The 21,220-nt window shown below is 36.8% G+C and carries 18 protein-coding genes and 2 tRNA genes; 2 read left to right on the top strand and 18 right to left on the bottom strand.

Annotated features, from left to right (window positions below):
* Window positions 1-31 precede the first annotated feature (31 nt).
* The 6 genes from ftsH to spoIIE all read right to left on the bottom strand — a co-directional run bounded on the left by ftsH (window position 32) and on the right by spoIIE (window position 8,465).
* Window positions 32-1,978, bottom strand: a complete 1,947-nt coding sequence (ftsH, locus tag AB3M96_RS22110; RefSeq protein ID WP_412969775.1) for an ATP-dependent zinc metalloprotease FtsH — start codon at window positions 1,976-1,978, stop codon at window positions 32-34.
* A gap of 149 nt (window positions 1,979-2,127) precedes the next feature.
* Window positions 2,128-2,667 (bottom strand): hypoxanthine phosphoribosyltransferase, encoded by a 540-nt coding sequence (gene hpt / locus AB3M96_RS22105; RefSeq protein ID WP_412969774.1) that lies wholly within the window; start codon window positions 2,665-2,667, stop codon window positions 2,128-2,130.
* Window positions 2,664-4,088, bottom strand: coding sequence for a tRNA lysidine(34) synthetase TilS (tilS, locus tag AB3M96_RS22100; RefSeq protein ID WP_412969773.1), 1,425 nt, complete (start codon window positions 4,086-4,088; stop codon window positions 2,664-2,666). Before tilS ends, hpt begins: the two co-directional genes overlap by 4 nt.
* Before the next feature lie 88 nt (window positions 4,089-4,176).
* Window positions 4,177-5,187 (bottom strand): protein kinase domain-containing protein, encoded by a 1,011-nt coding sequence (locus AB3M96_RS22095; protein WP_412969772.1) that lies wholly within the window; start codon window positions 5,185-5,187, stop codon window positions 4,177-4,179.
* The gene (locus AB3M96_RS22090; protein ID WP_412969771.1) at window positions 5,153-5,893 is read right to left on the bottom strand and encodes a vWA domain-containing protein; all 741 of its coding nucleotides are present in this window, start codon (window positions 5,891-5,893) and stop codon (window positions 5,153-5,155) included. Before AB3M96_RS22090 ends, AB3M96_RS22095 begins: the two co-directional genes overlap by 35 nt.
* Window positions 5,894-5,984: 91 nt before the next feature.
* Window positions 5,985-8,465: a stage II sporulation protein E gene (gene spoIIE / locus AB3M96_RS22085; protein WP_412969770.1), complete on the bottom strand. Its 2,481-nt coding sequence runs from the start codon at window positions 8,463-8,465 to the stop codon at window positions 5,985-5,987.
* 438 nt (window positions 8,466-8,903) lie between these two features.
* Between spoIIE and AB3M96_RS22080 the strand changes: the two genes are divergently transcribed.
* Window positions 8,904-8,977, top strand: a tRNA-Met gene (locus tag AB3M96_RS22080).
* A 201-nt stretch (window positions 8,978-9,178) separates the two neighbouring features.
* Window positions 9,179-9,250, top strand: a tRNA-Glu gene (locus AB3M96_RS22075).
* 232 nt (window positions 9,251-9,482) lie between these two features.
* On the opposite strand, the gene AB3M96_RS22070 is transcribed toward AB3M96_RS22075, so the two are convergent.
* The 12 genes from AB3M96_RS22070 to AB3M96_RS22015 all read right to left on the bottom strand — a co-directional run bounded on the left by AB3M96_RS22070 (window position 9,483) and on the right by AB3M96_RS22015 (window position 21,216).
* Window positions 9,483-9,911: a S1 domain-containing RNA-binding protein gene (locus tag AB3M96_RS22070; RefSeq protein ID WP_412969769.1), complete on the bottom strand. Its 429-nt coding sequence runs from the start codon at window positions 9,909-9,911 to the stop codon at window positions 9,483-9,485.
* Window positions 9,912-10,110: 199 nt separating this feature from the next.
* Window positions 10,111-10,485: an FtsB family cell division protein gene (locus AB3M96_RS22065; protein WP_412969768.1), complete on the bottom strand. Its 375-nt coding sequence runs from the start codon at window positions 10,483-10,485 to the stop codon at window positions 10,111-10,113.
* 15 nt (window positions 10,486-10,500) lie between these two features.
* Window positions 10,501-11,136, bottom strand: a complete 636-nt coding sequence (gene yabQ, locus AB3M96_RS22060) for a spore cortex biosynthesis protein YabQ (RefSeq protein WP_412969767.1) — start codon at window positions 11,134-11,136, stop codon at window positions 10,501-10,503.
* Window positions 11,133-11,438, bottom strand: a complete 306-nt coding sequence (gene yabP / locus AB3M96_RS22055; RefSeq protein WP_412969766.1) for a sporulation protein YabP — start codon at window positions 11,436-11,438, stop codon at window positions 11,133-11,135. Before yabP ends, yabQ begins: the two co-directional genes overlap by 4 nt.
* A 129-nt stretch (window positions 11,439-11,567) precedes the next feature.
* On the bottom strand, window positions 11,568-11,828 hold the full coding sequence (locus AB3M96_RS22050; protein ID WP_412969765.1) for an RNA-binding S4 domain-containing protein: 261 nt from the start codon (window positions 11,826-11,828) through the stop codon (window positions 11,568-11,570).
* A 22-nt stretch (window positions 11,829-11,850) separates the two neighbouring features.
* Complete coding sequence (gene yabN, locus AB3M96_RS22045) at window positions 11,851-13,314, bottom strand: bifunctional methyltransferase/pyrophosphohydrolase YabN (RefSeq protein WP_412969764.1); 1,464 nt, start codon at window positions 13,312-13,314, stop codon at window positions 11,851-11,853.
* Window positions 13,311-14,936 carry a putative polysaccharide biosynthesis protein gene (locus AB3M96_RS22040; protein WP_412969763.1) on the bottom strand — a complete coding sequence of 542 codons (1,626 nt, stop codon included), beginning with the start codon at window positions 14,934-14,936 and terminating at the stop codon, window positions 13,311-13,313. The genes yabN and AB3M96_RS22040 overlap by 4 nt, the downstream gene beginning before the upstream one ends.
* 260 nt (window positions 14,937-15,196) lie before the next feature.
* Window positions 15,197-15,733 (bottom strand): stage V sporulation protein T, encoded by a 537-nt coding sequence (spoVT, locus tag AB3M96_RS22035; RefSeq protein WP_412969762.1) that lies wholly within the window; start codon window positions 15,731-15,733, stop codon window positions 15,197-15,199.
* A 167-nt stretch (window positions 15,734-15,900) separates the two neighbouring features.
* Window positions 15,901-19,395 carry a transcription-repair coupling factor gene (gene mfd / locus AB3M96_RS22030; RefSeq protein ID WP_412969776.1) on the bottom strand — a complete coding sequence of 1,165 codons (3,495 nt, stop codon included), beginning with the start codon at window positions 19,393-19,395 and terminating at the stop codon, window positions 15,901-15,903.
* Window positions 19,396-19,581: 186 nt separating this feature from the next.
* On the bottom strand, window positions 19,582-19,812 hold the full coding sequence (gene fin / locus AB3M96_RS22025) for an anti-sigma-F factor Fin (RefSeq protein WP_412969761.1): 231 nt from the start codon (window positions 19,810-19,812) through the stop codon (window positions 19,582-19,584).
* A gap of 95 nt (window positions 19,813-19,907) precedes the next feature.
* Entirely contained in the window at window positions 19,908-20,471 is a 564-nt protein-coding gene (gene pth / locus AB3M96_RS22020; protein ID WP_412969760.1) for an aminoacyl-tRNA hydrolase, read from the bottom strand.
* 115 nt (window positions 20,472-20,586) lie between these two features.
* The gene (locus AB3M96_RS22015; protein ID WP_412969759.1) at window positions 20,587-21,216 is read right to left on the bottom strand and encodes a 50S ribosomal protein L25/general stress protein Ctc; all 630 of its coding nucleotides are present in this window, start codon (window positions 21,214-21,216) and stop codon (window positions 20,587-20,589) included.
* Window positions 21,217-21,220: the final 4 nt, after the last annotated feature.

Below are 21,220 nucleotides of genomic sequence, written 5' to 3'. Positions count from 1 at the left end.
GTATAAAAGACTGGCTGATGTCGTGCATTTTTTATGCCTTTAATTGTGTAGGAACCCCAACAAATATTATAGAACCTTCTTTTTTAGGGTTTATTGTTACTTTCATATCTTCAGATCCTGATTTCGAAGTCTCTTCTTCTGAAACCGGGCGTTCAGGTAATACTCCTTGTTCAAAAAGACTCTTAATTTGAGCTGCATCAAGAGTTTCAACTTCTAACAAGGTTTGTGCAATAAGCTCTAACTTATCACGTTTATCAGTCAGAATTTGCTTCGCTTTCGCATAGCTTTCTTTGATAAAACGTTGAATTTCCAGGTCAATTTCATGTGCGATAGCATCACTGTAGTTCTGCTCATTATGAATGTCACGTCCTAAGAAGACCTGACCACCTTGTTGCTGACCAAATTGCAATGGACCTAGTTTTTCACTCATACCGTATTCAGTGACCATTTTACGAGCAATCCCCGTTGCACGTTGGAAGTCATTATGAGCACCTGTGCTTACTTCACCAAAGGTAATTTCCTCAGCTACACGTCCACCTAATAGACCAGTAATTTTATCTAATAACTCAGGCTTCGTCATAAAATAACGGTCTTCCTTAGGAAGCATTACAGCGTAACCGCCAGCTTGACCACGGGGAACAATAGTTACCTTATGTACCATATCAGCCTCATCAAGCACCATACCAATAACAGTATGACCCGCTTCATGATATGCAACTATATTTCTTTCTTTTTTAGATATCACACGATTTTTCTTAGCAGGACCTGCAATTACACGGTCACTCGCTTCATCTAAATCTGTCATATCAATCTTTTTCTTATTTCGTCTAGCAGCTACTAGAGCAGCTTCATTAAGTAAGTTTTCAAGGTCAGCACCTGAGAAACCTGGTGTTCTCATAGCAATCGCTTTTAAATCAACAGATTCATCAAGCGGTTTGTTGTGAGCATGAACCTTTAATACAGCTTCTCTTCCCTTCACATCTGGACGATCCACTGTTATTTGTCGATCAAAACGACCTGGACGTAATAACGCTGGATCTAAAATGTCAGGGCGGTTTGTTGCTGCAACGATAATGATTCCTTCGTTTGCTCCAAACCCATCCATTTCAACAAGCAATTGGTTTAGAGTTTGTTCACGTTCATCGTGACCGCCACCTAGACCCGCACCACGTTGACGACCAACAGCGTCAATTTCATCTATAAAGATAATACAAGGTGCATTTTTCTTTGCATTTTCAAATAAGTCACGTACACGAGAAGCACCCACACCGACAAACATCTCTACGAAGTCTGATCCACTGATGGAGAAGAACGGTACTCCTGCCTCACCAGCACAAGCACGCGCAAGTAATGTTTTACCTGTACCAGGAGGTCCTACAAGTAGAATACCTTTTGGTATTCTTGCTCCTAGCTCTGCAAACTTACGAGGATCCTTAAGAAACTCAACAACTTCTACAAGCTCTTGCTTCTCTTCATCAGCACCTGCAACATCCTTGAACTTTACTTTTTTCTTTTCTTCACTATAAAGCTTAGCCTTACTCTTACCGAAATTCATTACCCTACTACCGCCACCTTGTGCTTGGTTAAGTAGGAAGAAGAATAAAATAAAGATAATTACAAAAGGAATAATCGATGTAAAGAAGGTTACCCAGCCACTTGTTTCTTTAGCCTTAAGGACATCTACATCTGCAGCTGTTGCTGCTTCTGTAATACGATCTACTTCATTTTGGCTACCGATAATATTAGTTACAAAATATTGATCTTCCTTATAGCCTTTTAATTGACCTCTAACCTCGAAGACTCCTCTTTCTGGTTGAATTGTAATATTTTTTACATCTCCTGCATCAAGATGCTGAATAAATTTCCCATACTTTATAACTTCAGGTTGACCATTATTCCCTTGGAAAAAACTGACCACACCTATAATGACTAAAAAGATGAGTAAATAAAATATCACATTACGAAAAATTCGATTCATCCCTTACCTCCTCCCGCGGTGAATACACTATAGTAAATAGTATCATAGATAACAAAAGCTATACAAATGATATACGTACAAATTGTCAATACGTTTCAAAAAAGAATACACTTTCTAATTTGACTACCCGACTCAAGCTCACACGCTTTTTATTTTGTATAAACTTCTGGCTTTAGTACTCCGATATATGGTAAGTTTCTGTACTTTTCAGCATAATCAAGACCATAACCTACTACAAACTCATCTGGGACAATAAATCCAACAAGATCAGCTGAAATATCTGCCTTACGTCCAGTAGGCTTATCTAAAAGTGTCACAATTTTAACTGATTTTGCTTTACGATAACGGAGTAATTCCACAATATAGCTTAATGTAAGACCACTATCAATAATATCCTCAATTATAAGAATATCTCTTCCTTCAACAGAAGTATCAAGATCCTTCAGAATTTTAACCTCTCCTGAGGAAACTGTAGAGTTTCCATAACTTGATACATCCATAAAATCCATTTCTAAATATGTATCTACCCTCTTTAGTAAGTCACCCATAAATGGCATTGCACCTTTAAGGATTCCAATTGCTAAAGGAAAACGATCTTTGTATTCCTCACTTAAAGTATGTCCTAATTCTTTAATTTTTCCTTGTATTTCTTCCTCTGAAAATAAAACCTTCTCGATATCCTGCTTCATTTAATAATGCCCCCTAAAGTAGATCTTTGCTTGTATTCAAACACAATATAACTTGATTTTGTTTTACATTCAGCTTCAAATGATGACTTTTTCAGGCCCGGAAGCCACAAAATTTCGCCTTTTGAGTCCTCTACCACTGGCCATGTATCTCGTTGCTGAATCGGAATTTTTTGGTCGATGAAAATATCCTTCACCTTTTTTGTACCATTCATTCCTTTTAGTCTCATTTTATCTCCACTTTTTCTTGTCCGAACATAAACCGGTAAGCTGACTTTATCAGGATCAATTACGAAACAGTTATTTCCTTTGGCAGCTTCAGGATAACTCTTATACTCTTGACTACTTAATTCACTACCATTACCGACTTTATAAACACCCGGCAAGTCAATCCGATACCGATAAGGACTAGCCTTACTTTCAAGATATGTATATGTAAATAAAAAAATACAACTATCGTACGATCGTACTATTCGCAGGTCATTTGGAAAATGCAACTCTCCCGATGGATGCTTGCTTGCCAAAAACGAAAGCAAATTGTCGATATGTACGGTTGAAAGAGAAGGAGGAAGTTCTTTATAGAGATAGTTTAATATTAGTTGAATCCCCCTTCTTTGTAAAGATTTTGGCATTGACAAAAAGGGAGTTATCTCTAATTCAACTTGATTGTCCTCTTTCCTTTTCATTACTGTATTCATTTTTTCGACCGTTAATTCATTTAATACGTAATTATCCTCTGTCATATATTGATTAAATTGCAGAAATCTCTCATGAACTGCAGGATTTTCACTTTTTAAAAAAGGAAGTATATGATGTCTAAATCTATTTCTCGTATAATCATCTTTTTCATTAGAAGGGTCAAGTCTAGGTGTTAAGTAATGTTCGTTACAATACCCTTCAATCTCATCCTTTGTAACTGCTAGAAAAGGGCGTATTAAATGCCCAACAGAAAAGGGACGTTTGACTTGCATCCCTGCATATCCAATTCCTTTGCTCCCGCGTACCAATCTCATTAGAATTGTTTCAATTTGGTCGTCACCATGGTGTGCAAGTGCCAAATAGTCTGCATTATATTTTTTCATTATTTGATCAAAAAATGCATATCTGACATCCCTGGCCGCAACTTGAGAACTTACTCCTTTTTCTTTCTTATATGCAGTTGCATTTACTTGAATGGACTCAAACGTAATTTCGTTTTTATCACAAAAAACCTTTACAAACTTTAGATCTTCTTCCGATTCTTTACCTCTAAACATATGGTCAACATGGGCGACAATAATCTTTAGCTTAGAATCCTTCTTATAATGAAGTAAGAAATGGAGCAAGGCTAATGAATCTGGTCCACCTGATACTCCAACAACTATTTTCGCTTGGTCAGAAATTAAGTTATGCTTTTGAATGAACTGATATACTTTTTCTTTCATTGGGCTGACCTTTCCTTTTTTAACATATAAAACTTCAATATTACATCCTACCATTATAACAAAGTACACAAAGGCATTACTAACCTTGTTATAAAATTTGTCCATATAAATAGAGCAGGTACCCGAGAGATACAAACAATAACAATAGAACCGTCTCTAACATTCCACCTTTTTGCTTAGTGTGCCTTGGTTTCTTCTTTTGTTTACGTGCTGCTCTTACAGTTGTTTGTTGAGTTTGAGAAGCAACCGGTCTCTTTTTGGTTGCCTGAGCAGTTGATACTTTCTTCGTCTGGCTCATTTTTACAACCAGTTCTCTTCGCATTTCAGCTGCACTTTGATACGTCCCATCAATTGCTTTATAGAGGACTGTATCAAATTTTTGAAGAGTATCATTAGTAGCAATTGCATTTTTTAATTGTTTAACTGGCTGATCTGATTTAGAAAAGCGGCTCGGGTATGCTGTATTAACAATAATCATTGCAACGGCAAATAAGTCATAAGAAGGCTCTGCCTTCCTCGACCCAGCACCCCAATAACCCCGATCAAAAAACTCCGTAAACTCCTTAATTGCTCTCCCTTTAACAGTTGTTCCTCCTACATCAATACAACGAATTTTAGGGGGACTTCCTGTAACAAGTAGATTATCCGGCTTTAAATCTCCGAAAACCCATCCCTCCTGATGTAATCGTTCTAAGTCAGATAAGAGCTGTAATGTAAGTATACCTGTCCATTCTTTACCTCGTTTTTGAATAAAAGATAAAAAACTCTCTCCTCTGATATATTCCATTACATAAAATGATATAGGACTAGAGAAACCCGGACGAATCCAATCATCAACATCTATTAAAGAAGGCCCAAGGGCAGAACCCTGGACCTTTGAAAAATGTTTTAACACATTAACCTCTGAAGTAACTGTTACCCCATTTTGACTTATTTTAAGTGCAACAGGACCATCCATACTTTCTGCTAAGTATACAATACCGTTTGCCCCTTGCCCTAAAGGTCTCACAATACGATATGATTTTTTATGCCATTTGCCAGTAATTACGGTTCCTGGAGATACTTTACATGCCTGATTCTTCAAAGTATTGTTCATCATCACGAGATAACAAACTCCTTAATGAGCGTTTTTTCTTAAAGTACGTTAATGCTTCTCTTATAGCCGGACCTGTAGGCGTTATTCCACCTGTTGTTAATTTCGGAAAAATACTAGATAAAGATTCTAGTCTCGGGTTCCAATCTAGAACCTTTTCAACCTCCACCTTTTTCCCAGGAAATACGAAAACAGAGAAGCTATTGTCTCCCATTCTTGCATTCAAGCTAATTGATAAATCTAGCAATGCTTCTTTTACAGTTGGAAGTTTATGTTTCATGCTCGCACTTGTATCAACTAACACCAAAACCTCTAAATCTACAGTTTCACCCAGTTCATCAACAACTTCCATGACCTCTCCGCGTTTCTCTGGTGGTAAATCCTCCATAGATGTTTTCGAGCCCAGAATTTGTTGAAGTTCCTTATTAACAACACCTTGTAATGTCTGAGTCATTGCTTGTCTCGTTACCATTTGAACAGTATGAGATAGCTGAGTCGAATAAACTACTTGGCTCACTCCACCACCCGCAGCGGCAATTCCCTCAATTTCCTGCATGCCTTGTTCATCTATAGTATCTTGTTCGACTACTCCAATAACGTTAATCGTTACTCCTTGCTCTCTCGCAAGTGCTGCCATTGCAATTGGGTCCTCTCCTTGATTGGAACACCCGTCTGTAATTAATAGAATTTGCTTTAACGTGCCTTTTTGCACATTCATCCCCTCCTACTCAAAATCAATATTCTGCTGAATAAAGTTAGTATAAGGATGGACGAATTACTAGAATTTTAAACCTACTATCATTCTATATTACTTTGCTATTCTGATAAACATACGCTGGTATCGCTGCCCATTTTGGTGTATTATGCATGATCTTAGTAACAACTATTGTCATATCATCTTCAATTTGTCCTGATCTAGTGCGAATAACCTCCTCCATAATTAAGTCTGCCACCTCTTGAGGATCACTTGTTTCAATCTCTTTTATTTTTCGTTTCATCCACATATCATAGTTCTCAACATGCTTTGGACCTTCAAAAATGCCGTCACTCATCATTATTAAAAGATCACCCGCTTTTAATTGCTCGTCCACGACTTCAACCTCAAAATCCTCGATAATTCCCATCGGTAGATTGCTCGCTTGGATTTTGCTAACCTTATCTCCTCTCTTTACATAGCTTGGTGTAGAACCGATTTTCAGGAACTTTGCACTCGCATCCTGTAAATCAATAACTGCTAAATCAAGAGTTGAGAAAATTTCATCGGTGGTACGTAACGATAAAATCGAATTAACAGATTTAATTGCTACTTTTTCTTCTATTCCTGACTGAAGTATCTTTTTAAGTAACTGTAAGGTTTCATTGCTTTCATAGTGTGCTCTCTCCCCATTACCCATTCCATCACTAATTGCAACTGCATGCTTCCCTACACCCAGTTCAATTGTGGAGTAACTATCACCAGATACTAAGCCTCCACCTTTCGCAGCATGGGCTATTCCTGTTTCAATTACAAATGCCTTTGCAGATCCTAGTGATACGTGACAGAATCCATTCGGATATGCTGCACACTCTTCTTTTTTAACAACAATGTTCTCTTCTAAAATATCTGAAAGCATAGGCGCAACTAATTTTTCGCATTCACCACTTCCATTACAATATGGAATACTTAACTCAATATCTACATTACCTTGTTCCACACTATAAATATCAACATGACCAATTTGGATACCAAAGGCTTGCAATGCGTCTAAGATTTGCTCTTCAAGAACATGATGATTCTCACCTTCGCGCTGAATCTCTTTTGCAAAATCACTCATTACCTGCGATACACCAAGAAGTTGGTCAGCAACTAACTTTCTACTTTCTTGTACTTGTTTTTTTAACTTTAGATTTGCCTGGTAATGTGTTAATTCTTGCTCAATCGCGTCAATTACTTTTTTCGGCCTTACACAATGCTTTTCCCACTCTCTCGTTAACTTATGATTATATGCTAGAGAATTTGTATCAACCTCATGCATAATTTCCTTCATATAGTCATATGTTTTAGTAAAGTTCTTTGCCCAACATACTTCTTTCTTAAAACAGGTCTGACATGTTTTTTCCGTTACATTGCTTAAAAAGTAATCTGTTTCACGGTCTTTATCTTCCTCATCAGCAGGATATCCGTATTCAGAAAAACTATTAGATAGCGCTTGAAAGACTGAAGAAAATTGTGCTACACGATTAGCAGTTACATCCCTTACCTTCCGAAGATATTGCTGTTGTTCGGCTGTATGCTCTGGTGTACCTGGTATAAATCTAGCTAATTTTCCTATTAAATTTTTGGGTGTTACTAGAAATAACAAAATGGCTGCAATAGATTCATATAGTGTAGGTAATATATTCTCTGCTCCTTCACCGTACAGACCAATCAGGAGTGTACCTATCACTAATCCAATTGCCACACCGAATTTTTTACCGTCTTTTAATAGACCTCCTAATAGACCTGAAAATGCAAGTAGGCTCATTTGATACAGACTTGTTACATTCGCCAGGCTAAGAATCAGACCCGTTACAACACCTACAGTTGAACCGATTGTTGCACCAGCTACAAACGCAAACAACAAGACTACATATCTAGAAAGCACATTTGAAATGGATAAATCATATAGGGACCACCCAATTGTTCCGGTAAGCACAGAAGCTATTAAAATAATTAAGCAAATGACCTCTTCGGTTTTGAATGATTGCTTTCGCCTCTTTTCCGTCAGAAAAGGCACACTTTGCAAAAAGATAAGTGTCAAAATAAAGCCTAGCCCCGACTCGACCCCCATCATCATTCCATCATGTGCCGTTATGCTTCCTGTCGTTACATAAACAATGAAACTTTTTGATAGAATGGAAGCTATTAATACTAGCGATGGTAACGCTTTAACTAAATCAATTTTTAATTTTTGGATAAGCTTATAACTTACTAAGAATATAGATATTGCTAGGAACGTGAATATAGAGACATTCACTGATAGGGTCATTGATCCTGCAATCAATGCTAACATCGCGAGACCTGCTTTTCCTTTCTTCATCATAAAGACAGAAGCAAAGAATGGTAAAGCGAAGGGTGTTAATTCACTAAGGATTAAAGCTCGTCCTAATAAAAAACCGACAAAAACAAGTAATAACCCCTTGTGTAGAAAAAGGTTTTCCAGTTTAACTTGAAAACGGTGAAACCAGCGAGTCAACGTATATTGAGTTTTTTCGATCGACACTTCTGCAATTGGCTCAATCAGATTCCTTTCTATTCTTTCCATTTTTAACACTCCCCGTTTTTGATAGTTGTCTGTTATTATACAGAGGAACGTTTTCATAATTTGTCAAAACAGAGAGGGCGAATTTGAAAAACATTCGACTGCATGTCCAGTTTTCCTACAAAAAGAATGACATGAGAAGAAGGTTATTAGCATATCCTTGTAGAATATCAAGAAATTTGATTAGTATTATACGAATTTTTGTATTATTTTATTTCAATACAAAATATATTGACGAACGAATAGACAGAAGGTATTATATAACTTGTGCTTAATTACTAAGCACCTTGGTTTTAAAAATATGGCGGTGTAGCTCAGCTTGTCCGTACTTCTTTGATTCATCTTCCTTGCGGATATGCGACGAAGAACGAAGTTAAGAGCAGGCGTAGCCAGTAACAAGACTGACATCAGTAAGATATTAAATTATTGTCCTTTAAACATGGCGGTGTAGCTCAGCTGGCTAGAGCGTACGGTTCATACCCGTGAGGTCGGGGGTTCGATCCCCTCCGCCGCTATCAGAAATGCTGAAGCGACTTGAACAGAAACGAGAAAACTGGCTGCCTATAACGCCACGTCCTGTGGCTTAGGCAGCACTAGTACATCCTGTACGTCGGAGACTCCGACAAAAGAGGCGTTTTTTGCCTCTGACGGAGGAGTTGAAGTTTCTCGAGTTTCTAGTCGCTGAAGCTAGACAAATATACACACTTTATATTTACGGCCCGTTGGTCAAGCGGTTAAGACACCGCCCTTTCACGGCGGTAACACGGGTTCGAATCCCGTACGGGTCATACGAAATGCTGAAGTGCCTGTTTAGCCACGACAAGCATAAGACGAATCACGCAGGAAATCCTGATTTCTGGAGTGATTTGGCTTATGACCTCGAGTAGCTAGGCACTGAAGCTAGACACCTGTTAAAAAGCTAGTACCTCACTAGCTTTTTTATTTTTGTCTTTTTTCTTAAAAAACAAAAAAGCACCCAATCTGGGTGCTTATTATCTATATATAAATTAAAGCAGCAAGTTAACCTCTTCTCGCTCCACGGCCACCACGTTTCGATTCTGTGTGACGCTTTAAAGAAGATAAACGATCTTCGCTGTCCTTTAGGAAGCGACTCATTTTTTGCTCGAAATTTTCAGGTTTGTTGTTTCGATGGTCATTTCTATTATTTCGCGGACCATTGTTACGCGGGCGTTGTTGTTGTTGTGCAGGTGGTTGCTCCTTAGCCTTCTTAATAGATAGGCCAATTTTTCCATCCTTCTCAACATTAATAACTTTAACCTCAACTTGATCGCCAACTTTTAAATGCTCATTAATATCTTTTACATAATTGTCAGCAACCTCACTGATATGAACAAGTCCAGTTGAGCCTTCTGGCAGCTCCACAAACGCTCCGAAATTAGTAATTCCTGTTACCTTACCTTGTAACTTGCTGCCTACTTCGATTGACATAAAAAAAATGCTCCTCCTTAAATTATCAAATGCGCCTTAACGTATTTCGTTCAGATTTTAACATTTTAGTTTTATAACTTCATTGTAAAAACCTGAGGCAATCCGCTGGGGGCTTTCCCATTATTCTGTTAAAACGAGTAATGGTATATAAATCATTTTACTATATTATACATAATACGAAAAACGGGTGTCAATAAGACTAAGACCCATCCCCCACTTTAAAGATAATTTCTCCTTCTTTCGATAAAAAATAATCCCGTCTAATTATTTTTTCAATATACTCATCGTTATTTAATTTTACAATTTCCTCTTCAAGAATTACTTGCTCATCTTTTAGTGTCGTTAGCTGCTCTTGTAATTTTTCCTTTTGCTCTTGTTTTTCATTCATTGCTTTGTGTTGTGATACCATTGTTGAAATCACAACATATGAAATGAGAGCTGCTATTATCGAAAATGCGATAAGTCTTCTTATTAATCCACGTCGTTTAACTGAAAGCATTTGTTCTTCTTGCTGATATTTTTCTATATAAGTTGATTGTAATTGGGTAACATTTTTCTTTCGAACTGCACTCATACTTCAGAATGCCTCCTATAATTTGCGAATCTTTTTCCACCATTTTAGCAGTATAGGTTTGATATTCTCTACTTTTCGCAAAAATCCTGCACATTTATAAAAAATATTTTCTATATAATTTGTGAAGGTGGAAGGTAGTATTTTCCAGGTTAACATTCCAATCCATTTAATAGGCGCAAAGCATATTTTTAAGATCATTAAACAAATTTTCAGTAGAAGTTGTCCAAAAACCATTAAAAAGTTCAAAATTCCAAGTATTATTACTACTAATAGCTGATAAAGCAATTTTAGTGGTTTCACAATAAGTAATTCTGCCGTACGCAGGAAAAACCGATACACTGATATTGCAGTTTGTATGAGATACTCTAATGTCCTTAGGTATAGTGATTTTAGAAGACTCTGATATGCTGCAAATCCACAAAGCATCGCAACAAATACATAAAAGCGCAATTCACCTTCATTTACTAGCAATAGAGTATAAAATATTGATAAGCCTTGAACAATCCAGAATAGTATATCATTTATAAAAACCACAAAGTACTTGCGTTTTGATCGTTGTAAAAAGCGATGATACGTATCTAGAGAAGCTCCTAGCCAACCTCCCATAAATATCATCGCAATCATAGTGAAAAACTGAGTCGAGAGTGTCATCTAAATAACTTGCTAAAGAATCCTTTAGCCTTCTCCGTTTGATGGTCGTCCAAATAACTAATATCATATACCCGACCTTTTATTGATACAATCCCTTTTTCAACATCCAGGTTCTTCATTTGTAGATTTTGTCCACGAATAGCTAGGAAACCCATTACAGTTTCAAGTAAAAACTCTTCATTATCAAAGCTTTCTACTTGTTTTACCCCTGTTATATCAAGAAGCTTACGACTTCTCATAATGACATCGTGCTCTTGTATAGTTCCCTTATTTGGTGTGTTACCGTCGTAATATTGATTCATAGCTTATTCCCCCACATTCATACTTGAATGGCAGTATCTTAAAACCATTCGGTCTTTGTTAGTAAAATGTATGATTTAGGGGTGGATTTTAGAACAAGCCTTATGTTTTATAAGTTAAAAATAGTAGGCTTATTGTTCTACCTTTTCTTCCTTAATAACTGTATATAAGCTGCTTGCATCCTCTTTTTTAGTTGTTTCTTGTAGGTCGTCTACTTGAACTGTAACAACCTTTTGTCCAAATCGGATAGTAAGTTCGTCTCCTACTTTAACAGTTGAACTTGCTTTTGCAGCAATCCCATTAATGAGAATTCTTCCTTGGTCTGCTACTTCCTTTGCCAATGTTCTTCTTTTAATAATACGTGAAACCTTTAAAAATTTATCTAAACGCATATTATCACTACTTTCACTTTTCTTATAGACCTTGTTTCTTTGCCTTCTCCCATATTGCGTCTAATTCTTCTAATGATAAATTTTCCATAGAAAGATTTTGTTTATTTACTTCTTCTTCTATAAAATAAAATCGCTTGTAAAACTTTTGATTTGTCATTGAAATAGCTTCTTCTGGGTCAAGCTTATAGAACCTTGCAACATTCGTAAGCGCAAATAAAATATCACCAAACTCAGAAATAATTTCCCTTTCACTTACATTATTTGATACAGCTTCTTTAAATTCACTAATTTCTTCAAAAACCTTGTTCCACATTGGTTCAACGGTTTCCCAATCAAAACCTACCTTTGCAGCACTTTTCTGATATTGGTATGCCTTCATTAATCCTGGCAATCCTTTAGTAACATCATCCAGAATAGAAGAGCTGCCCTTTTGGTCTCCTTTTTCTAGACGTTTTATTTGCTCCCAATTCGATACTACATCCTCTGCTGTATCTGCTGTAACAGTACCAAAAACATGCGGGTGCCTTCTAACCATTTTTTCGGATATGCCCCTAATTACATCATCAATTGTAAACATACCCTCGTCTTCCCCAATTTGAGCATGGAGAACCACTTGGAGTAGAACATCACCTAGTTCTTCGGCAATATGTTCATCATCCTGATTGTCAATTGCATCAAGAACTTCATATGTCTCTTCTAACAAATATTTTTTTAGTGACTCATGGGTTTGCTGTTGGTCCCAAGGACAACCGCCCGGACCTCTCAATGCTGCAATGATGCGTCTGAATGTACGAAAATCATGATAGACGAATTCATTATCCTTTATGGGTGGTACATATATACTCGTTAGATTATTCACTTCGATACCACGATCTAATTCGAAAAGTGGGATCTTTCGTATGCTTTCGTCTCGACTTCCTGCAGCTGTTACAACATATACTTCATAGTCATCTGGTAACTGCTCCATTAATGTTAGTTTAACATTTGAAGCAATAAATTGATCATATACTTGGCATATTATCACATGTTGTGAAAGCTGAATTTCATCCTTTTCAAATGAAAGGGCATCGACAAACTGAAACCCTTCAATCGGATCAATTTTAAGAGCTGCTAACAAGGGATCAATAAAGCTTTGTCCTCCCTCAATCGTTACAGAAATACCTTCCTTATTATCAAGTAATAGCTGTACTGTTTTTTCAGCAACCATTGGATGACCTGGAACTGCATAGATAATATCTTTTGAGGCAGCCTCTTTTACTAAAATAGATACAATTTCTTCATAAACTGCTTCAAACTGCTCATTACTCTCATATATGTTATCAAAAGAGTGATAGGACAATCCTTCACTTTCTAATTCTTTTATAACAGGATGCTCCTTTGTTCGTAGATACAGATGATCAGTAGATGTAATTCTTTTATAAATTCCAAGTGGCAGCTGTGAAAGGTCACCCGCCCCTAGACCAACGACCACAATTGAATGTGTCATACCTTTTTTCCCCCTTTTAGCAAACTAATCAACAATTCACCTTTTGAACCCAATGGAATGAGTGAAAGTTCATCTTCTGTAAAAACATTTCCTCTAATAATAAAGAATAAGAAGATAAATCCACCTATTATAACCGATGATAATGCTTGAAAGCTTGCAAAGAATCTAGTTGATATAAAAGCAACGTCTAATAAGTTAAGTAAATAGGTATAAATTAGTATCACAACAGCCATTACCGCTGCTGCAATAACAACCTGAATAATAAAATTCCAGTTCATTACAGGAGTAGGTAATTTCATTTTTAAAATTATAAAATGAAGAAATGCTATCACAGTAAATGCAATTACTGTCGCAATTGCAGCTCCTATTGTTTGGTACTGTGGAATGAGTATTACATTTAACAACCACTTAATGCCCATTCCAATTAAAACAGAAATCGCCGGCATATATGGATTACCTAGTCCTTGTAATATTGCGGTAATCGTTTGGGATAGAGTGGTAAAGAGAATAGAAAATCCAATTATTACTAACACGATTGTTCCTAAGTTATTTCTGAACAACATGATATTTGTAGGTTCCAACACACATGCTAAACCAATTGATGCGCCTACCCCTACAACAACACCTAAACGTAAAGCTAGATCAACCTTTTTTTGAATAAATGCATAATCATTCCTTGCCTTTGCACTCGCAATAAGTGGAACGAGGGATAATGATAAAGAAGTAGCAACTATTGTTCCCAATTGAATAAGCGGTTGCCCACGATCATAAATTCCTTTCGCTTGTTTAGCCACCTCTTCTTCTACTCCTCCAGAAACTAATAGAGAATATACTGTAAAGGAGTCTATTAATTGAAACAAAATAAGAAGAAGGGCACTGATGCAAATTGTTAGTCCTTGAGTGAACAGAACCTTTACAATTTCTACTGCCTTTACCTTTGCTCTAAACATCAGTTGCTTCTTGAACTTCATTTTACCTCTAAACACAAAATAGACTAACGCAAGAATTGCAGCAAATCCGCCTGTTATCGACCCAAATATGGCTCCTGCCCCTGCATCATACACGCCATAGCCAGATTCTAAAAGAATAAACGACATTAGTAGAATCGTTATTACTCTTATTGATTGCTCTGCAACTTGTGAGACAGCGGTAGGTATCATATTTTTTTGACCTTGAAAAAAACCACGTAAAACTGAAATAGGTGGGAGCAATAAAAAGGAGAAGGAAATTACTCGAATTAAATTACTTAATTCTATATCTCCCATTAAACCTGCTATAGCCTCTGCACCCCAGTATAAAATACTAAATTGAAATAATCCAAGTAAGAGAAGTGAAATAAACGATACATATAGAATCTTATAAACAGATTCTTCATCCTTCTGTTCATACCGTTCTGCCAGAAGTTTAGATATAATTACCGGAAAACCATATGTAGAAAATACTAATACCACTCCATAAATAGGATACGCTTGTTGATATATATAAAAACCTATGTCACCAGCAATATTTTGATAGGGAATACGGTATCCAGCACTCAGTATTTTTGTAAATAATCCCGCAATAGTGAGGATAAATGCACCTTCCCATATTTTCTTTGTACTTACTTCGGATTGGACGCTCATCGCCCATCTCCTTCCTAATCAAATGCGCCTAATCGTATTAGCACCCCAATTTTTAAAGCTGTGCTAGAAGAATATCCTTTTTTAAAAAAAGTCGTGACACCCGTTAGATGCTTATCTTTATTCAGTCCCTCTGGATAAAGGTAACTAATTTCCAGTGTATTATAACATACTTCCCTTTTGAAAAGTCTGAGATAGTTGCCAATGGAGAGGCCTAAATTGAAGAAAAGGTAGCTTCAATAGCTACCTTTTCTTCAGTCATATTATTGTTCCATTTGTCGAGCTAAGAATCCAGCAGCTGTTTCTACTGCCTTTTGTTCAACTTCACCTAGAGTTTTTTCTTTGGAAAGGATTACGACAGCACCAATCGGGTCTCCATTTGCAATGATTGGCCCAACTGTATAAGAAGTAATGGTTTCTTCTGCTCCTTCAACAATCGATACTTGACGTTCATCCGTTTCAAGAACAGATGTCCGGTCCTCCATGGCTCTTTCTATTAATTCACTAATGTTTTTATTTAGGTATTCTTTTTTTGAACCACCCGCAACCGCTATAAATGCATCACGGTCACATATTAGAACTTGATGTCCTAAACTATCGAAAAGAGCCTCAGCATATTCCTTAGCAAAATCGCTAAGTTCACTAATTGGAGAGTATTTTTTTAGGATTACTTCCCCATCTCGATCAACAAAAATTTCTAGTGGGTCTCCCTCTCTAATACGTAATGTTCTACGGATTTCTTTCGGGATAACTACTCGACCTAAATCATCAATTCGACGAACAATTCCAGTTGCCTTCATTCTTATGATGCCTCACTTTCATCTGATGATTAAAGAATTGTGGTGATTATTGTACAATTTGTCTGCATTTGAATATATCACCATTTGTTGTTGAGATTAGTATCTATCACCTGCTAAATTCATATTCACGATGAGAGTGATTTTTCATATAAGGAAAAAAAAACCAACTACATGACATTTACATTTTCCTTTTTTACACCTTCTAGTCCTTTTACCATTTCATACAAAATACCAAGCCATTTATCAACATTCAAACCTTTTGTCTGAATTACTATTTTCAACTTACTACCTTCCATACCAAGACTAATCATTCTACCGAACGTATTACCTAATTGAAAGATCTTTTGTCCATCAATTTGATTACTCGATTCCTCGGATAAGAGAATTGTTACGTCTTGTTTTACTTGCTTAATGGAAAGTATTTGTTCGTTAATTGCATGGACTTTTATGGTAGCAATTTTAAATAAATATGCTACTTCTTCAGGGTACTCACCGAAACGGTCAATCATTTCTTCTTGTAGTTCCTCAATGTCATCCACAGTTGTAATACCTCTAAATCTCTTGTACATATCTATTTTTTGACGACCATCAGAGATATAGGAGTCCGGAATATAAGCGTCTACCTCTAAATCAATTTCAACATTCACTTGTTTTACCTGTGTTGGGTCTCCTCTTCTCTCCTCAATCGCCTCTTTCAGCATTTGAGAGTACAGGTCAAATCCTACAGAGTCGATAAATCCATGTTGTTGAGCACCTAATATATTTCCAGCTCCTCTTATCGACAAATCTCGCATTGCTATTTTAAATCCAGATCCAAGTTCGGTAAACTCTTTTATAGCTTGTAGCCTCTTCTCTGCTACTTCATTAAGGACTTTATCTTTTCTATAAGTAAAGTACGCATATGCAACTCGATTTGAACGACCTACTCGTCCACGGAGTTGATACAGCTGAGAAAGTCCCATACGATCTGCATCATGGACAATTAATGTATTCACATTTGGTATATCTACACCAGTCTCAATAATAGTAGTTGTAACAAGAACATCATATTGACCATCTAAAAAGTTTAATATAACGGCTTCTAGTTCATTTTCTGTCATTCTTCCATGTGCATATGCAATTCGGGCATCTGGAACGAGCATTGAGATTTCTTCGGCTTTTCGTTCAATATCCTCTACTCTGTTATATAGAAAGTATACTTGACCATCTCTGGCCATTTCTCGCTCAATCGCCTCTCTAATTAACTCGCCATTGTATTCGACAACATACGTTTGGACTGGAAAACGGTTTTCCGGTGGTGTTTCAATTACAGACAAATCACGAACCCCAAGCATAGACATATGCAAGGTACGTGGGATTGGAGTTGCTGTTAATGTTAAGACATCAATGTTGGCTTTCAATTGTTTAATTTTCTCTTTATGTGTTACTCCAAAACGCTGTTCTTCATCTATGATTAAGAGACCTAAATCTTTATACACAATGTCCTTTGAAAGTAAACGATGTGTACCAATTACAATATCAACAGTTCCTGCCTTTAAACCTTTGTTAACCTCTGTTTGTTGCTTTTTTGAACGGAAACGACTTAACAACCCTATAGTTATAGGGAAGTCCTGGAATCTCTCTCTCACTGTCTCATAATGTTGCTGTGCAAGGATTGTTGTTGGTACTAAAAGCGCAACCTGCTTTCCATCCATAATTGCTTTAAATGCTGCGCGTATTGCAACTTCGGTTTTCCCGTATCCAACATCTCCACAAAGTAGGCGATCCATCGGCCGTTCTCTTTCCATATCTTTTTTAATTTCGAGTATGGACCGTAATTGATCCTCTGTTTCCTGATAAGGGAAGGATGCCTCAAACTCTCTTTGCATCTCTCCATCTGGTGAATATGCATAACCTTTACTTGCTTCACGTTCTGCATATAGTTTTATTAGATCATCCGCTATATCTTGGACGGAGGATTCTACCTTTTTCTTTACACGCTTCCAATCAGTTCCACCAAGTTTATAGATCTTCGGCTCTTTACCTTCAGAACCTACATATTTTTGAACTTGTTCTATTTGTTCGACTGGTACATATAGCTTGTCGTTTCCTTGATAACGGATATGTAGATAGTCCTTATGGATTCCATTTATCTCAAGTGTTTCGATTCCTAAATATTTTCCAATACCATGGTTTACGTGTACTACATGATCCCCAACTTGTAATTCAGAGTAGCTTTTTATCCGCTCTGCATTTGAGAGCTTTTGTTTCCTCTTTGATTTTTGCATCTTTTTCTTAAATAGCTCTTCTTCTGTAATTACAGCCAGTCGTTGTAAAGGTAATTCGAATCCTGCTTGCAGATCTCCTACGAAAATTTGTGCTTTCCCATGTAGAACATCGCCATCACCTTTAACAGGTATGGCGTCTATCTCATAATCTGATAGCACTTGTTGTAACTTTTTAACCCGCTCCTCATTTGAACCAAGGAATATAACAGAGTAATTCCCTTTTTGCCATCTTTCAAGCTCTGCTTTTAAAACGTGCATTTGGCCATGAAAGTTCTGCATTTGTTTGCATGACATATTAAGTATATTCTGCGGACTAGTATGAGGTACATGTCGTAAGAATAGAGATAAATAGATCATTGGATGCTTTGACTTTTGAATCAGTTTCGCGAACTTATGTGAGAGCGTAACATCATGAATAATCTCTCCTTGAGATAACAGACTCGTCACCCATTCTGCTTCTTCTTTATCGAGACTTTCTGACATTTCCTGAATTCTACTAATTTCGTCTAAAATTACAAGGCCATTTGAAGGCAGATATTCTAGTAAACTAGCAGGTTGTTCATATACTAGCGAAAGATATTTGAACATTTGTTGTAGCATCTGACCATTTTTTAACTGCTCGAGTTCATATGAGATATTTTCGATTAAAAGCTCTTTTGCCTTCTCATCCTTAACCTTCTTTAAGCTTTTCGCAAGCCCCGCTTCTAGCGCTTGGATACCTTTAGTGAGTTGCTCTGGATTAAGTAATATTTCAGTTGCAGGACCAATCAAAATTGAATTAAGTTTTCCTTGGGACCGCTGATCTTCTAGTGAAAAGGTACGTATCGAATCGATTTCTGTATCAAAGAGTTCAATCCTGACAGGATTTTCTTCTGTTAATGGATAAATATCAAGAATGCCTCCCCTAACACTATACTCACCAGGGGCAGAAACCATTGAAACTCGTTCATATCCTATAGCTACTAACTTTTCTAGTGTCTCAGAAACCTCGATATCTTCCCCTACCGTAAATACTAATTGACTACTCATCCAAAGTTCTTTTGGGGGAATTAGCCTTTTAAGTCCAGCTATTGGAGCGACTATTATCCCCTTTGCATGTTGGCTCCAATAATTTAAAGCCTCAATCCTTTGACCTTTTAACTCAGGACTAGCAATTCCTATTTCAGAAGCAATAAGTTCGTTCACAGGATATAGAAATACTTCATCTTCGTGTAAAAGACCAGTAAGGTCTTCATATATTTTCTGAGCTTGGTAAAGATTGTGAGTAACCATTAATATCGGCTTGTTTGTTTGTCTATATAAAGCGGCAGCGACTACCGTACGGGACGAACCAGATAATCCTGCAATGAGCTGTTCCCGGAGCCCTTCATCTATTCCATTTAAAATTGATTTCAATTCATCATTTTGACTAACATAATGCCGTAATCCGTTTAACAACTTTGAACCTCCTCTCAAACATGTAAGTTAGGTGATTTTACCTGAAACTCACATCCCTTTGCCAACTTCTCTTAATTGTGATTTATTATATATTACTAACAAACAGAAAAATGCTTTGGTTTGTATAGGCCAAAGCTTTTCCTCTTATTGAATGAATGTTTCGTATTGGTGCAATTCCGGATTCCGGTTTAGTGCTTCCTGACAATCTTCACAAATTGTCTTAACATGTATTTCACCATTATTATTATATGATATCATTTCCTGCCGCTCTTGGTCAGTTAGTTGATGAAAGCCTAAACTTTCACTATGAATAGACATATTATCAATGCTGCCTACCTTAACACCACAATGTCTACAATGATAGTGTAATGACATCTGAATCCTCCCTCACTGATGGACTTAACTCAATGATATACACTTTCTAGTATAAACCGAGAAAAGATTCCTTATTCATTGTCTATCATTACAATCTATTTAGAATTGTACTCATTCATGACTTGTAGAAAAGGTGTAGTAAGCCACCTTTCAGCAGCATCTGCTGATTTTTGAATAGCTTCTTTTATATCCTGCACTTCTTCCTCTATGAAACGACCCAACACGTAATCAGATATCTTCATACCATTTGTTGGACGATCAACACCTATTCGAATTCGTTTAAATTCTTGTGTTCCCAGGTGGTTAATAATTGACTTCATTCCATTATGTCCACCAGCACTGCCTTTTTCCCTTAAACGAATCTTACCAACTGGTATGTCAAGTTCGTCATAGATAACAAGAATATCATCCGCTTCTATATCAAAGTAATCCATAACAGGCCTAACACTTTCTCCTGATAAATTCATATATGTAAGAGGTTTTAAAATTAGAACCTTCTCCCCCATGATTGACCCTTGTCCAAATACCCCATTAAACTTTGCCTTATCTAAAGGAATTTGAAGCCTTGTTGATAATTCATCAATCACTTTGAACCCGACATTATGCCTTGTTTCTTCATACTGTCTTCCAGGGTTCCCTAATCCCACAATTAACTTCATCATACTTCCCCCCATCTTACTATATCGACAAAAGGACGTAACCTACTTGGTTACGTCCAACCTTAGCTTATTTAAGTATACTATATTTTAAAAATCCTTACCTGTAACGAAAAGGTTATTCCGCTTCGTTTGTTTCTCGACCTTCAAGTGATTCAGGCTCTCCTGGCTCTTGTTCTTCACCAGTACTTATTTCCTCCTCTTGCTTAGGAGGTAGTATAGAAGCAACAACCTGAGATGTATCTTGATTAATCGTATACTTGCCATGTGAATTAATGTCTTCAAGCTTGATAACTTGTCCAACCTCTAGTTGAGAAATATCAATGTCAATTGTTTGCGGGATATCCATCGGGAGTGCACTTATCGATACTTGGTGAATCGATTGTTGTAAAACTCCTCCATCTTTTACCCCTGGCGCTTCTCCAACTAAATTAATATTTACATCAACATTTACTTCGTTAGACATATTAACCACTTTAAAATCAGCATGAATAATTTCACTTTTGATTGGATCTGTTTGTATTTCATGTAACATAACAGAATGCTGTTCATTTTCAAGTGCAAGCTTAATAATACCGTTTCTTCCAGTAGTGCGTATCGTTTTAATAAAATCAGCACTATTTACATAGATTGGTTTACTTTGATTTGTTCCATTCAGAACAGCCGGTATATTTCCAGCTTCTCTGATTTTTCGTATTGTTGAGTTTTTATCCTTTACTCTTTCAGTTGCTTGTAATATTGCAGACATTACT

This window comes from Ferdinandcohnia jepli (genome assembly GCF_047246645.1).
Classification (GTDB): Bacteria; Bacillota; Bacilli; order Bacillales; family Bacillaceae_L; genus Ferdinandcohnia.
Note: the sequence above shows the minus strand (reverse complement) of the source record. Positions and strands in the feature narration are given on the sequence as shown.

Bases quoted from the DNA above. Each gene is read 5' to 3' on its own strand.
- yabN (WP_412969764.1), bottom strand. From the start codon at position 13,314: ATGACACATTCAATTGTGGTCGTTGGTCTAGGGGCGGGTGACCTTTCA.
- AB3M96_RS22015 (WP_412969759.1), bottom strand. From the start codon at position 21,216: ATGTCTGCAATATTACAAGCAACTGAAAGAGTAAAGGATAAAAACTCA.
- yabP (WP_412969766.1), bottom strand. From the start codon at position 11,438: ATGAATCAATATTACGACGGTAACACACCAAATAAGGGAACTATACAA.
- pth (WP_412969760.1), bottom strand. From the start codon at position 20,471: ATGAAGTTAATTGTGGGATTAGGGAACCCTGGAAGACAGTATGAAGAA.
- AB3M96_RS22050 (WP_412969765.1), bottom strand. From the start codon at position 11,828: ATGCGTTTAGATAAATTTTTAAAGGTTTCACGTATTATTAAAAGAAGA.
- AB3M96_RS22065 (WP_412969768.1), bottom strand. From the start codon at position 10,485: ATGAGTGCAGTTCGAAAGAAAAATGTTACCCAATTACAATCAACTTAT.
- tilS (WP_412969773.1), bottom strand. From the start codon at position 4,088: ATGAAAGAAAAAGTATATCAGTTCATTCAAAAGCATAACTTAATTTCT.
- ftsH (WP_412969775.1), bottom strand. From the start codon at position 1,978: ATGAATCGAATTTTTCGTAATGTGATATTTTATTTACTCATCTTTTTA.
- yabQ (WP_412969767.1), bottom strand. From the start codon at position 11,136: ATGACACTCTCGACTCAGTTTTTCACTATGATTGCGATGATATTTATG.
- hpt (WP_412969774.1), bottom strand. From the start codon at position 2,667: ATGAAGCAGGATATCGAGAAGGTTTTATTTTCAGAGGAAGAAATACAA.
- AB3M96_RS22040 (WP_412969763.1), bottom strand. From the start codon at position 14,936: ATGAGCGTCCAATCCGAAGTAAGTACAAAGAAAATATGGGAAGGTGCA.
- fin (WP_412969761.1), bottom strand. From the start codon at position 19,812: ATGTCATTACACTATCATTGTAGACATTGTGGTGTTAAGGTAGGCAGC.
- spoVT (WP_412969762.1), bottom strand. From the start codon at position 15,733: ATGAAGGCAACTGGAATTGTTCGTCGAATTGATGATTTAGGTCGAGTA.
- AB3M96_RS22095 (WP_412969772.1), bottom strand. From the start codon at position 5,187: ATGATGAACAATACTTTGAAGAATCAGGCATGTAAAGTATCTCCAGGA.
- spoIIE (WP_412969770.1), bottom strand. From the start codon at position 8,465: ATGGAAAGAATAGAAAGGAATCTGATTGAGCCAATTGCAGAAGTGTCG.
- AB3M96_RS22070 (WP_412969769.1), bottom strand. From the start codon at position 9,911: ATGTCAATCGAAGTAGGCAGCAAGTTACAAGGTAAGGTAACAGGAATT.